Origin of the sequence: Streptomyces sp. NBC_00654 (assembly GCF_026341775.1) — a bacterium.
In the GTDB taxonomy this organism is placed as follows: Bacteria; Actinomycetota; Actinomycetes; order Streptomycetales; family Streptomycetaceae; genus Streptomyces.
Genome location: NZ_JAPEOB010000004.1, coordinates 214,283 through 229,222 on the forward strand (window position 1 = coordinate 214,283; position 14,940 = coordinate 229,222).

Sequence of the window (14,940 nt, forward strand, 5' to 3'; positions counted from 1 at the left end):
CCGAAGTGTGTGGTTGACGGGCGAGCCGCCGTGCGTACCAGGCGGCCCGTAACTCGCCGCAGCTCCCCGCAGCTCCCCGCAGCTCCCCGCAACTCCTTGCTTCGACCGCCCGGTTTGCCCCTTTGCTCACGCTTCGCAGTGATACGCGCCCGCCTCGTTTTCTTGTCGGGCAGGTTGGTGAGCAGGGGCGGGACTGGGTGGGACGGGCCGTGACAGTCACAGTGAAGGAGCGGTGCCGAGCCGCCTCCCGAAAAGGGATTCGGCCGCTGTGCCGTACACGCAAGGCATTCCTAGTATTTCCGCGTTCACCCGCCCGGGGTGGCGTGGATTCTGGTCCCGCACGTCTTGTGCGGGCCTGTGAAGGTAAACGTCCGGGGAAGGAAAACGGCGGATGAGTGTGGAAGTCGGTTCCAAGGACGCGCAGGACATCGCCCTGCGTATCGCCGGGATCTTCGGGGAGGTCCTGGGCGCGGACGGCGCGCCCACCACGGACAGCGCGTTCCTGGAGATCGGCGGCGACTCGCTCACGGCCGCCCGCGCGGTGTCGCTGGTCAGCACCGCGGTCGGCGTCCGGGTGACGGTCCGTGATCTGTTCCGGGCCAGGACGGCCGACGGTCTCGCCGCCGTGGCCGCGGGCCGGATGAGGGCCGCCGCCCCGTAGAGGCGGTCCAGCGGTCCCTGACGGGCCGCGGTCCCCGACAGGCGGCCGTCCCCGACAGGCCGCAGTCACCGACAGGCGCACGAGGAATCACCGGACAGTCCCTTGAGGCTTGAGGGCCGTTCCGCAGGTCCGGGCGGTGTCCGCCCGGTTTTCACGACGACTCTGGGAGGAAACGGCATGGCGTCCCAAACGTTCCGCGTGGTGGTGAACGGTGAGGAGCAGTACTCGGTCTGGCCGGTCGGCCGGGAGATGCCCGAGGGCTGGTTCGACGAGGGCACGTCCGGCTCGAAGGAGGAGTGCCTGGCCCATGTCGAGCAGGTCTGGACGGACATGCGCCCGCTCAGTCTCCGACAGGCGCGGTGAGACGACCGACATGAGCACGCCGAACAAAGCAGCTGCGGAATCCATGGGAGGACGTCGTGACCAGTGAAGGGCTGGGGGAGAGGCGCGTACTCACCGCGGCGAAGCGTGAGTTGCTGCGCCAGCGGCTGCGCGGGCGCCCGGCGCCCGCGCCGGACCGGCGGGAGCCCGCGGACGGCATTCCGCGGCGGCCGGCCGGGGAAGCCGCACCGCTGGCGCCCGTCCAGCACAACCTGTGGGTGGCGGACCGTCTGCTGCCGGACAACTCCACGTTCAGCGTGCACCGTGTACTGCGGCTGACCGGCACGCTCGACCGGGCCGCGGTCCGGCGCGCGCTCGACGCGCTGGTCGAGCGCCACGAGTCGCTGCGCCTCGTCTTCCGCGACGGGCGTCCGCCGACGCAGACCGCGCTGCCTCCGGCCCCCGCCGCGCTCCGCGAGGCCGACCTGACCCGGCTGCCGCCCGCCGCCCGCGCGAACGCCGCCGTGCGGCTCGCGGAGGAGGAGATCGGCACACCGTTCGACCTGGAAGCGGGACCGGTCTTCCGGGCCGTCCTCGCGAAGCGCGACGAGAGCACCCACCTGCTGGTCCTCAACCTGCACCACTGCGTCGCCGACGAATGGTCCTGCGGCGTGCTCGGGCGCGAGTTCGGTGCCCTGTACGCGGCCTGCGCCGAAGGCGTCGAGGACCTGCGCACGGTGCTGCCGGAACTTCCGGCGACGTACACCGACTACGCGGCCTGGCAGTCGGCCCGGCTCTCCGGCGACCTGCTCACCGTCCAGCGGGACTACTGGCGCAAGGCTCTCGACGGTGTTCCCCCGGTGCTGGAGCTGCCGGCCGACCATGTGCGCCCGCCCGCCCCGACGTTCTGGGGGCACGGCGCCCGCCGGCGGCTGACCCCGGAGGCCAGTGCCGCCCTGCGCGCCTACGCCCGCGCCCGGGGCGTCACCCTCTACACGGCCGTCCTCGCCGTCTACGCCGCGTTCCTGCACCGCTGGAGCGGAGGGCAGGAACGATTCTCCGTACTGACGCCGGTGTCGGGCCGGGTCTCCGCCGATACCGAACCCCTGATCGGCATGCTGGCCAACACGCTGCCGCTGCCGATGGACACCACGGGCGCGCCGGCCTTCACGACGCTGACCGACCGTGTCAACGCGGTCGTCCTGGGCGCGCTGGAGCACCAGGACATCACCTTCGAGCAGCTGGTCGCCGACGCGGGGCTCCCCCGGGACACCTCGCGCAACCCGCTGGCCCAGGTCATGTTCCAGTGCATCGAGGCCGGCGAACACGTCTGGGAACTGCCGGGCCTGGCCGTCGAGCGGGAGCGGGTGAGCAGGGCGTCGGCCAAGGTCGACCTGTCGCTGATCGCGGTGAACCTCGACGACGGCGTCCAGCTCGACCTCGTCGGCGAGACCTCCCTGTTCGAGCCCGCCACGGTGGAGCGCATGCTCGACTCGCTGGTCGAGGTCCTCACCCGCGCCGTGGTCCGGCCGGACACCGTCGTCGGCGCCCTCGACCTGCTCTCCGCCGCCGACCGGGAGCGACTGGCGGCGGAGTGGAACCCCGCCGCCACCGGCGCCCCGCCGGCCGGCACGGTGCTCGACCTCTTCGACGCGAGCGTGGCGGCCACCCCCGACGCGCCCGCGGTCGTCTTCGGGGACACCACCCTGACGTACCGCCAACTCGACGCGGCGTCCGACCGGACGGCGGAGCGGCTGCTCGCAGCGGGCGCGGCGCCCGGCGAGCTGGTCGGTATCCACCTCTCCCGCAGTGAGCGGCTCGTGGTCGCGCTGCTGGGCACCTGGAAGGCCGGCTGCGCCTATCTGCCGCTGTCCCTCGACCATCCCGTCGAGCGGGTGCGGACCACGCTGGAGGACGCGGGCGCCGTTCTGGTGCTCGGCGAACGCGGCCGGACCGCCCTGGGCGACGGCCCGCCGGTCCTGTACATGGACGACGAGACCGGCACGCTCGGCGCGGCCGGCGAGACCGGCGCGGCCGACGAGACCCGCAGGACCCGCGCGGCCGGCGAGACCCGTGCGGCCGGCACCGACCGCGCCACCGCGCCCCGCGTCCGCCCCGCCGTCCCCCCGATGAGCCTGGCCTATGTGCTCTACACCTCCGGGACCACCGGCCGCCCCAAGGGCGTGGCGGTGCATCACGCCGGGGTGCTGAACTTCCTGTGCGGCCTGCGGGACGAGCTCGGATCCCGGCCGCAGGACGTCTGGTTCGGCATCACCGGCCCGACCTTCGACATCGCGGTGGCCGAGACCTTCCTGCCGCTGATCACCGGCGCCCGTGTGGTGGTGACCCCGGACGGAACGGAGCGGGACCCCGCCGCGGCGGCGGAGATCATCCGCACGCACGGGGTGACCCATGTCCAGATCACCCCGTCCGGCTGGCGCATCCTCCTGACCGCCCCCCGGCTGCCCCGGATCGCCGTGGCCATGGCCGGCGGCGAGGCGCTCCCCCCGTCGCTCGTCGCCGAAATGCGCCTGGCTGCCCGGCGCGTGCTGAACTGCTACGGCCCGACCGAGATCACCGTCTACGCCACCTACGACGATGTGACCGACCCCGGCACCGGCATCACCGTCGGTGCCCCCGCCGCCCATGTCACGGCCCATGTGCTGGACGAGGCCATGCGGCCCGTGCCGCCCGGTGTGGCGGGCGAGATCTACATCGGCGGGGCCGGTGTGGCCCACGGCTACCACGCACGCCCCGGACTGACGGCGAGCACCTACGTCCCGGACCCGTTCGGCCCGCCCGGCGCGCGGCTGTACCGCTCCGGCGACCTGGCGGTCCGGCGCACGGACGGCCGGATCCGCTTCCTGGGCCGCAACGACCACCAGGTCAAGATCCGCGGCCACCGCATCGAACTCGGCGAGATCGAGGCCCGGCTGACCGAGCACCCCGAGGTCTCCGAGGCCGTGGTGACGGTCCAGCAGGCGCCCTCCGGTGCCCGCCTGGTCGGTTACGTCGTCGGCGGCGCCCGTGAGGAGGAACTGCGCCGCCACCTCGGTGCGGCGCTCCCGGCGGCCATGGTGCCCGCCGTCTTCGTGATGCTGGACAGCATGCCGCTGTCCGCGAACGGCAAGGCCGACCGCAAGCGCCTGCCCGCCCCGCAGACCGTGCCCGACGACGCCGCGACCGAGGAACTGCCCGCGGACGGGCCGCAGCGCGTGCTGGCCGGACTCTGGTCGGAACTGCTCGGCGTCGAACGGGTCGGCCCGCGCGACAGCTTCTTCGCCCTCGGCGGCGATTCCGTCAGCGCCGTGTTCCTGGTGTCCAAGGCCCGTGAGGCCGGCTACGTCCTCACGGCGCGCCAGGTGCTCGCACACCAGACCCTCGCCGAGCTCGCCGCGGTCGCCGTCCCCCCGGCCGTCACCCCCGCCGTACCGGCCCCCACCCCCGAGGACTTCCCGCTCGCCGGTCTCGGCCAGGACGACCTCGACCGCGTCCTGTCCGGCACCGGGACGGGCGACGTCCAGGACATCTACCCCTGCACCCCGCTCCAGGCGGGCATGCTGTTCGAGGCCGTCCACGACCCCGACGGCGACGCCTACTTCACCCAGTACCGCTGGGAGATCGAGGGTGACCTCGACCCGGACACCCTCGCCGCCGCCTGGCAGTACGTCGTCGACCGGCACGACGCCCTGCGCTGCTCGTTCCGCTGGGAGGGGCTGCCCCGGCCGTTGCAGGTGGTGCACCGGAGCATCCCCCTCGGCCTCACCACGCTGGACTGGACGGACACCCCCGCCGGGGAGACCGGCGCCCGGCTGGACGCCCTGCTCGCCGAGGAGCGCCGGCGCGGCTTCGACCTGTTCCGTACCCCGCCGCACCGCCTCCATCTGATCCGTACCGCGCCCGCCACCCACCACCTGGTCTGGCACAGTCACCACATCCTCGCCGACGGCTGGAGCGTCGGACCGGTCCTCAACGAGGTCTTCGCCACCGTCACCGCGCTGCGCCGGGACGGGCATCCGCCGCGTGACCTGCCCGCGCCGGTGTCCCACCGCAGCTATGTGGAATGGCTGGAGAACCAGGACCCCCGCGCGGCCGAGGACCACTGGCGCGAGACCCTGGCCGGACTGACCGAGCCCACTTCCCTGCCCGTCGTCCGCCCGGCCGGTGAGGACCGTCCCGCCGGCCGCGCCCGCACCGTCGAACGCGGCCTCGCCCCCGGGCTGATCGAGGAGCTGACCCGGCTGGCCCGCGCACGGCGCTGCACGCTCGGCACCGTGCTCCAGGGCGCCTGGGCGCTCCTCCTCGGACGCTGGAGCCGGAGCGACGACGTCATGTTCGGGCTCACGGTCTCCGGCCGGTCGGTGGACCTCCCGCAGATCGAACGGACCGTGGGACTGCTCTCCAACACCCTTCCGGTACGCGTCCGCTGGAGCGGGGATGACCGCCTCGGCGACTGGCTCGGCCGCCTCGGCGGGGAGCTCGGCGCGCTGCGCGACGTCGAGCACTGCTCCCTCGTCGACATCCACGGCTGGTCCGACGTGCCGGGCGACCGCAAGCTGTTCGACAGCATCCTCGTCGTGCAGAACCTGGCCGCCGCCGGACGCGCCGACCTCGGCGGACTGCGGGTGCGCATGGGCCCGGTCCACCAGAACAGCGGCTACCCGCTGATGCTGAACATCCGGCTCGACGCCGACGGGCCGTGCGCGCAGCTCATCCACGACGACGCACGCGTGGACACCGAGGACGCCGAACGGCTCCTCGCCTCGTTCGGCCGGCTCCTCGCCTCCGCCGCCGAAACGCCCGACGCGCGGATCGCCGATCTCGCGATCCTGCCGGAGACCGATCACGACCTGGTGGTCCACCACGGGAACGCCACCGCACGGGAGTACCCCGCCGCCACGACCGTCCCCCGGATGATCGCGGACCAGCTGGCCCGCACCCCCGGGGAGACAGCCGTCGTCTGCGGCGCGGACGAGTGGTCGTACACCGGACTCGACGTCCGCGCCGAGGAGTTGGCGGACCGGCTGCGCGCGGCGGGAGTACGTCCGGGGGACCGGGTGGGGCTGCGGCTGGACCGTTCGGCCGCCCTGTTCGCCGCGGTCCTCGCCGTGTGGCGGGTCCGCGCGGCCTACGTACCGGTCGACCCCGAGTACCCCGCCGAACGGACCGCCCACGTGCTGTCCGACGCGGGCGTACGCGTCCTGATCACCGACAGCGACGAGAGCACGCCGCCCGACGTGACCCGTGTGGACGTCCGCGCCCCGGCGGCCGGGACCCCCGCGGAGCGGGCCACCGACGCCGTGCGCCCGCCGGACCCGGACGACCTCGCGTACGTGCTGTACACCTCGGGTTCCACCGGCTTGCCCAAGGGCGTGGAGATCACCCACCGCTCGCTCGCCCGTCTGGTCGCCGCCATGACCGACGTGGTCGCGCCGTCCGGGCCCCAGGTGTGGCTGGGGCTGACCGCCCTGTCCTTCGACATCTCCACCGTCGAGATGTTCGTTCCCCTGACCACGGGCGGCCGGGTCGTGGTGGTGCCGGAGGAGGCCCGCTGGGACGCCCCCGCCCAGCGCGCCCTGATCCGCCGGCACGGCGTCACCCACGTCCAGGCCACCCCCTCCGGCTGGCGGCTGCTGCTCGCCGCCGGGTTCGGCCCGCACGACGCCGTGACCACGGGTCTGGCCGGCGGCGAGGCGCTGCCCGTGTCGCTCGCCACCGAACTCACCGCGTGCCTGCCCCGGCTGGTCAATGTCTACGGCCCCACCGAGGCCACCGTCTGGGCCACGTACGACGAGGTCGGGGACGGCGACGGGGAAGTCACCATCGGCAGGCCCCTGCCCAACGTCACGGCCTATGTGCTCGACGACGCGATGCGGCCGGTGCCGGCCGGGGCACCGGGCGAGCTGTACCTCGGCGGTGCCGGGGTCGGGCGCGGCTATCACGCCCGACCCGCCCTCACGGCGCGCGCCTTCGTACCGGACCCGTTCGGTCCGCCCGGTGCGCGGCTTTACCGCACGGGCGACCTCGCGGCCCGGCGCGGGGACGGCCGCATCCGGTTCCTGGGACGCGCCGACCACCAGGTCAAGGTCCGCGGCCACCGCATCGAACTCGGCGAGATCGAGGAGGCCCTGACCCGCCATCCGGACGTCGGCACGGCCGCGGTGACGGTGTGCCGGGACGAGAGCGGCGAGGCGTTCCTGGCCGGCTATCTGACCGGCACCGCGCCCGATCCGTCCGAGGTGCGCGCCTTCCTGCGCACGGAACTCCCCCGTGCCATGGTGCCCGCCCGGCTGACCGTCCTGGAACGGATGCCGCTCAGCCCCGCGGGCAAGATCGACCGCCGTGCCCTGCCCGCCCCCGGGGCAGGCGATGCCGGGACCGTGGCCCGCACCGCCCCGCGCACCCCCGCCGAACGGACCCTCGCCGGGATCTGGTCGCAGGTCCTCGGCGCCGCCGAGGTCGGCGTGCACGACGACTTCTTCGCGCTCGGCGGCAACTCCATGAAGGCGGTCCTGGTCGCCGCGCGCGCCAGGGAGGCGGGGCTGTCCCTCACCACCCGCCGGATCTTCGCCCACCCGACCGTCGAGGCGCTGGCCGCCGAGGAGAGCACGTCCGCGGCCCCGGCTCCCGCCCCGGCCACCCGCCCCTTCGAGCTGTGCGGACTCGAACCGCGGACGCTGGACGAACTGCTCGACGCCACCGGGCGGGAGGAGACCGAGGACGTCCTGCCGCTGTCCCCGCTCCAGACCGGGCTGCTGCTGCACACCCTCGCGGAGACCGCCGACTACGTCCGTACGTTCGCCGTCGACATCGAAGGCGACTTCGACGCCACCGCCTTCGAGGAGTCGTGGACCCGCCTCGTCGACCGGTACGCGATCCTGCGGTCCTCCTTCCGCTGGGCCGGACTGCCGCACCCCGTCCAGGTCGTGCACCGCGAGGCACCGCCGCGCTTCGAGCACGTCGACCTGACCGGCCTGCCCCCGCACGACCGGGAGGAGCGGCTCACCGGGCTGACCGGGGCGGAGGGGCGGACCGTCTTCGACCTGGCCGCCGCGCCGCCCGCCCGCTTCCTGCTGATCCGCGTCGCCGAGGACCGCCACCGGTTCGTCTGGACCACCCATCACATCGTGTTCGACGGGTGGAGCCTGTACACCCTTCTCACGGAGGCGTTCGAGGCCTACCGCACCCGGCGGGACACCGGCAGCCTCCCCGACACCCCGGCGCCGCCGCCGTTCCGCGACTACCTGCGCTGGCTCGCCGAACGCAACGCGGCGGACGAGGCCGAGGCCGATGCCGGGGCGCGGGCCGAAACCGGGGCGCGGGCCGAAGCCGAAACCGGGGCGGACGGCACCGGGAGCGGCCACTGGCGTACGGCCCTGGCGGGCTTCACCCGGCCCACCCCGCTGCCCGGAAGCCGCACCACCGGCGACACCGAGGGGGTGTGGACCGCGCGCCGGAAGCTGGACCCCGGTCTGGTCGCCGCCCTGGAACGCACCGCCCGCCGCCACCACGTCACCGTCGGCACCCTGGTGCACACCGCCTGGGCCCTGCTGCTGGCCCGGACCAGCGGCGAACGGGACGTCGTGTTCGGCACCACCGTCTCCGGCCGCTTCGGTGACGTCGACGGTGTCGACCGCATGGTGGGGCTGCTGATGAACACCCTGCCCCTGCGGGTCGTGGCCGAGCCCGGCCGCCCGCTCACCGAACTGCTCGGGGACGTCCACGCGCGGATCACGGAGGTCGCCGGACGCGCCCATGTCGCCCTCACCGCCGTCCAGCGGGCCGCCGAAGTGCCCGTGGGACGACGGCTGTTCGACAGCCTGGTCGTGTTCACCGACACCGGGGGCGCCACCCTGCCCGCCGGGGTCCGCCCGGTGGCCGAGAGCGAGGCCCGGGACACCGGCTATCCCCTCGTCCTGGAGGCCGCGCGCTCCGACGGCCTCACCCTGGAGGTCGGCTGCGCGCGCACCCACTACGACCGGCCCACCGCCGGGCGGCTGCTCGCCCAGACCGAGACACTGCTGACCGGCCTGTGCGCCCCGGAACCCGGCACCGCCGCAGAGGTGCCGATGCTGTCGGCCGGGGAACGCGACCTGGTGCTCCACACCTGGAACGCCACCGCCACCCCCTTCCCCGACGACCGCACCCTGCACTCCCTGGTGGAGGACCGGGCCGCCGCCACCCCGGACGCCGTCGCCGTCCGTACGGTGGCCGAGGGGATGACGTACCCGGCGGCGGCCGGGGGGATGACGTACGAGGCCGCCGAAGGGCCGGCGTACGAGGCCGGGGCGCTGACGTACGCGGAACTCAACACCCGGGCCAACCGCGTCGCCCACCGGCTGCGCCGGGCCGGGGTCGGCGCCGGCTCCCTGGTCGCCCTGTGCACCGAACGCTCCCCGGAACACGTCGTCGGCCTGCTCGGCATCCTCAAGTCCGGCGCGGCGTACGTCCCCGTCGACCCCGAGCACCCCGCCTCGCGCCAGGCGTATCTGCTCGCCGACGCGGGGGCACAGGCGGTGCTCACCCAGAACCGTCTGCTGGACACGCTGCCCGGCACGGACGGAACCGGTGTGCCGGTCCTGGCCCTGGACGACCCCGCCCTGTGGGCGGACGGGCCGGACCACGACCCGGAGCCCCTCGCGCGCCCCGCCGACCTCTGCTCGCTCTACTACACCTCCGGCTCCACCGGCGCGCCCAAGGGCGTCGCCTCCCACCACGCGGGCTGGGTCAACCGGATGGCGTGGATGCAGCGGCGCCACGGACTGCGCCCCGGTGACGCGGTGCTCCACAAGACCACGCTCACCTTCGACGACGCGGCCGTGGAGATCCTGTGGCCGCTGATCGAGGGCGGCCAGGTCGTGCTGCTGCCGCCCGGCGCGCACCGCGACGCGCACGCCATCGTCGAGGCCGTCGTCCGGAACGCGGTCGTCCACGTCCAGTTCGTGCCCAGCGTCCTGGAGGTGTTCCTCGATGTGCTCACTCCGGCGCGGGCCGCGGGGATGACCGCCCTGCGGTCGGTCCTCACCAGCGGTGAGGCGCTCCGCCCCGGCCTGGTGCGCAGATTCCGGGAGCTGTTCGGGGACCGGGTGAGCCTGGACAACACCTGGGGTGCCACCGAGGTGTCCATCGACTCGACCTGCCGGGTGTGCACCGCCGAGGACGCCGCCGCCGGGAGCGGCGCGGTCGCCCTCGGACTGCCCTTCGACAACAACACCGTCCATGTCCTCGACGCGGACATGGAGCCGCTGCCGGCCGGCGTCACCGGCGAGCTGTACATCGGCGGCACCGGCCTCGCCCGGGGCTACCACCGGCGGCCCGGCCTGACCGCCGGACGCTTCGTCCCCGACCCGTTCGGGCCGCCCGGCAGCCGGCTGTACCGGACCGGAGACCTGGGACGGCGACGCGCGGACGGTGTGCTGGAGTTCGCCGGCCGCGACGACCACCAGGTCAAGCTCGGCGGCGTACGTGTCGAACTCGGCGAGATCGAGGACGCGTTGCGCCGTGCGCCCGGGGTCCGCGACGCGGTCGCCGACGTCCGTACCGTGGACGGCGCGAAACTGCTCGTCGCCTATCTGACGGGCGACGCCGACCCCGACCGGACCCGGGCCGCGCTGCGGGCCGAGCTGCCGGACGTGATGGTCCCCAGGGCGTTCGTCGTCCTGGACGCCCTCCCGCTCAACTCCAACGGGAAGACCGACCGGGCCGCCCTGCCACACCCGGAGCCCGGCGGCGCGGCGGACCCCGGTGACGCGCACGTCGCCCCCCGCACCCCGACCGAACAGGCGCTGGCGGACATCTGGGCCCGTGTCCTGCGGATACGGCACATCGGCGTCCACGACAACTTCCGTGTCCTGGGCGGCGATTCGATCCTGCTGATCCACACCGTGGCCCGCGCCCGCGAGGCCGGTCTGACCGTCACCCCGCGCATGGTGTTCGACCATCCCACGGTCGCGGAGCTGGCCGCCGCCGCGGACGCCGAGGCAGCCCGCGGCCAGGTGCCCGTCCACGCCGAACAGGGCCGCGTCACCGGCGAGGTGCCCCTCGGACCGATCCAGCGGCACTACGCCGAACTGGGCCCGCACGACCGCTTCAACCAGACACAGCTGCTGCACGTCGGCCCGGAGACGGGCGCCGACACCCTGCGTACCGCGCTCAGGGCCCTCGTCGAGCACCACGACGCGCTGCGGCTGCGCTGGACCCGCGGCCCGGACGGCTGGCGGCAGCACCTGACGGCGGACACCCCCGACGACGACCCGCTGCACGTGGTCGTCGACCCGGCGGACACGGACGCCGCCGTCGAGGCAGCGCACGCCGGGCTCGACCTCTCCCGCGGACGCCTGCTGCGGGCCGTCCTGGACCGGCCGTCGGGCCGTCTGCTGCTGGTGGTCCACCACGTCGCCGTCGACACCGTCTCCTGGAACATCCTCGTCGAGGACCTCACCACCCTGTGCGGCGGCGGGCGCCCGCCCGCCAAGACGACCTCCGTACGCCACTGGGCGCGGCGGCTCCAGGAGTACGCGGACAGCGAGGAGTTCGGCGCCGAGGCCGCCTACTGGGCGCTGCCGCGCCCGGCGGTGAAGCCCCTCCCGGTGGACCGCGAGGGCGGCAGCGACACCGAGGGCCGCTCCCGCACCGAACGCGTCGTCCTGCCGGCCGCGCTCACCGAGGCGCTGCTCCGGCAGGCCGCCGCCGCACACGGTGCCGAGCCCGAGCACCTCATGCTCGCCGCGCTGGCGGCCGCCCTCACCGAGTTCACCGGCGGCGACACCTGCGCCATCGACGTCGAACGCCACGGCAGGGAGCCACTGTTCGACGACGTCGACCTGTCCCGGACCGTGGGCTGGTTCACCAGCGTGCAGCCCCTCACCCTCACCCGCCCCGCGTCGGGCGACACCGCGGACTGGGTCGCCGCGGTCCGGGAGCACGTCCGCACCCCCGCGGGCCGCGGCATCGGCCACGGCCTCGCCCACCAGCTGCGCCGGAGCACCGCCGGACCGTCCGGCACCGGGGCGCAGGTCGCCTTCAACTACCACGGGCGCAGGGACACCGCAGCGCCCTCCGACGCCCTGCTGCGCCCCCTGCCGCACACCCTCGGCACCCCGGTCGACCCCGGGCAGCGGCGCTCGCACCTCATCGAGGCCGACTCGGCGGTCCTCGCGGGCGAACTCCACATGGAATGGCGTTACGCCGCCGACTCCTTCGACGCCGCAACCGTGCGCGGCCTGGCCGAACGCACCCTGCGCAGGCTGGCCGGGCTGGTGGAGAGCGCCACCGTGCCGGGCGCGGTACGACGGCCCGCCGAGCCGTTCGTCGCGCGGCTCTTCCCCGGCAGCCCGGTCCCGTTGCCGCCGATGCTCCGGCACCGGGTGCCCGGCGTGGGCATCGCGGTGATCGCCGAGGGCGAGCTGCGGGGAGCCTGGGGCTTCGGCACCCTGGGCGCCGACGACTCCACCCCCGTGGACGGGCGGACCCTCTTCCAGGTCGGCTCGGTCAGCAAGCACATCACCGCCCTGGCGGCCATGCGGCTGGTCCAGGACGGCCGGCTGGACCTCGACACCGACGTCAACAAGCTGCTGACCACCTGGCGGCTGCCCGGCGACGGGGTCACCCTGCGCCATCTGCTCACCCACACCTCCGGCCTGGGCGCCCAGGCCTATCACGGCCATCATGCGGACGAGCCGGTCCCCACGCTCCGCGAGATACTCGACGGCCGCCCGCCCGCGCCGACCCCGCCGGTACGGCCCGAGGGCCCGCCCGGCTCGCCGTACCTGTACTCCAGCGGCAACTACACCGTCGTCCAGCAGCTGCTGGAGGACGTCACGGGCCAGGACTTCGTACCCCTGATGCGGGCCCTGGTCCTGGATCCGCTGGACATGCGGGACAGCGACTTCGCCCTCGACGCCCCCCGGCGTCACGACGGCACGGTCGCCCGCAACCACGACTCCGCGGGCAGGCCCCTTCCCGAGGGCCCGCACCTCTACCCCGAGGCGGCGGCCGGCGGTCTGTGGTCCACCCCGCGGGACGTGGCCCGGGTCGCGATCGAGATCCAGCGGGCGGTCACCGGCGGCCCGGCGGCCTTCCTCGGCGCCGACGCGGCGGCGCAGATGCTCCGGCCGCACCCCGGCACACCCGGCGGACTCGGCGTGGTCGGCAAGCCCTACGGCGACCGCCGCTGGTTCGGCCACACCGGGGGGGTCCCCGGCTTCCGCGCCCTGACCTGGTCGGACCCCGACCGGGGCCTCGGACTGGTCGTCACGGCCAACTCCGACGCGGGCGAGGACTTCCTGCGCGAGCTGCTGCACGAGCTGGGTGTCGGACTGGAGGACGCGCGATGGTGACGATCGACGAGGCATTCCGCCGCTGGACGGCCCGCACCCCCGACGCCGTCGCCCTGCACGGCACCGGCGTCCGGCTCACCTACCGCGAACTGGACGAGGCGGCCACCCGGCTCGCGGACCGGCTGCGGCGCCTCGGCGTACGCCACCAGGAACTGGTCGGCGTCGCCGCCGCCCCGTCACCGCAGTTCGTGGTGAACATCCTGGCCGTCGTCCGGGCGGGCGCCGCCTACGTACCGCTCGACCTGGCCTATCCGGACGACCGGCTCGCCCACATGCGCCACGACAGCGGCATCCGCGTGCTGATCGCCGACTCCCGGGAGGAACTGCCCACCGCGCTCGCCGACTGCCGGATCCTCGACCCGGACCGGCCGGGCGACGACACCCCGGCCGGGGGGCCTCCCGCCGGGGGTACGTACGACGACGGCACGCACACCGGGAACGGCCCCGTGCCCGGCGGCCCCGTGCCCGGCGGCCCCGTGGCCGCCGCGCCCGGAGACCTCGCGTACGCCATGTACACCTCCGGCTCCACCGGCCTCCCCAAGGCGGTCCTGGTCGAACAGCGCAACGTCACCGCCTTCTGCCGCGCACAGGATCTCGCCGCCCCCGGTCCCGGCCGCACGATGCTGCGGAGCAGCTCGTTCTCGTTCGACGCGTCGGTGCTGGAGATCTGGGGCGTGCTGCTCAACGGCGCGTGCCTGGCCTTCCCGCCCGACGACGTGTTCGGCGCGGCCGACCTCGCCGAGGCCATCGAGGCCCGGCAGGCCACGGACCTGTGGCTGTCGGCCGGACTCTTCCACCAGCTCGTCGAGGAGGACCCCACGGCACTCGCCGCGCTGCACACCGTCGTCACGGGCGGCGACATCGTCTCGCCCACCCACGTGCGGCGCGCCCTGACCGCCAACCCGGGACTGACCGTCGCGCACATCTACGGCCCGACCGAGACCACCGTCGCGGTCTGCCGCCAGCTGCTCACCGACCCCGGCCGGCTCGAATCCCCGCTGCCGCTGGGCACCGCCCTGCCGGGAGCGCGCCTCCACGTCGTGGACGAGGAGGGCCGCCCGCTGCCGCCGGGGGAGACCGGTGAACTGCTCATCGCCGGGGAGACCGTGTCCCGCGGCTACCACAACCGCCCCGGACTGACCGCCCGGCGCTATGTCACCGAACCCGGAACGGGACGGCGCGCCTATCGCAGCGGCGACCTCGCCCGGATGCGCCCGGACGGCACGGTGGAGTTCGCCGGCCGCGCCGACCAGCAGGTGAAGATACGCGGATTCCGCGTCGAACCCGGCGAGATCGAGGCAGCCCTCGGCGAAGTCCCCGGCGTACGGGCCTGTCTGGTCGTGGCCCGTACGGCACCGCCCGGCGACAGACGCATCGTCGCCTATGTCGTCCCGCACCCCGGAACCCGGCTGTCCGCGGCCGACGTCCACCGGTCCCTCGCCGGCCGGCTGCCCCGGCACATGCTGCCCGCCGAGTACCTGGCGCTCGACGCGCTGCCCCTCGACGCCAACGGCAAGGAAGACCGGCGCCGTCTGCCCGAACCCCGGTGGGGACGCGGCACCCTCGCCGCTCTCGACCCCGCCACCAGCCCGCACACCGCCCAGCCCGAGAGGATCTGAC

At 74.5% G+C, this 14,940-nt stretch carries 4 protein-coding genes; all 4 read left to right on the plus strand.

The window, feature by feature from the left end:
- The first annotated feature begins 391 nt into the window (after positions 1-391).
- On the plus strand, positions 392-661 hold the full coding sequence (locus OHA98_RS39215; protein ID WP_266932925.1) for a phosphopantetheine-binding protein: 270 nt from the start codon (positions 392-394) through the stop codon (positions 659-661).
- A gap of 177 nt (positions 662-838) precedes the next feature.
- Complete coding sequence (locus OHA98_RS39220; protein ID WP_266932926.1) at positions 839-1,024, plus strand: MbtH family NRPS accessory protein; 186 nt, start codon at positions 839-841, stop codon at positions 1,022-1,024.
- A 56-nt stretch (positions 1,025-1,080) separates the two neighbouring features.
- Positions 1,081-13,320: a non-ribosomal peptide synthetase gene (locus OHA98_RS39225; protein WP_266932928.1), complete on the plus strand. Its 12,240-nt coding sequence runs from the start codon at positions 1,081-1,083 to the stop codon at positions 13,318-13,320.
- The gene (locus tag OHA98_RS39230) at positions 13,314-14,939 is read left to right on the plus strand and encodes an amino acid adenylation domain-containing protein (protein WP_266932929.1); all 1,626 of its coding nucleotides are present in this window, start codon (positions 13,314-13,316) and stop codon (positions 14,937-14,939) included. Before OHA98_RS39225 ends, OHA98_RS39230 begins: the two co-directional genes overlap by 7 nt.
- Position 14,940: the final 1 nt, after the last annotated feature.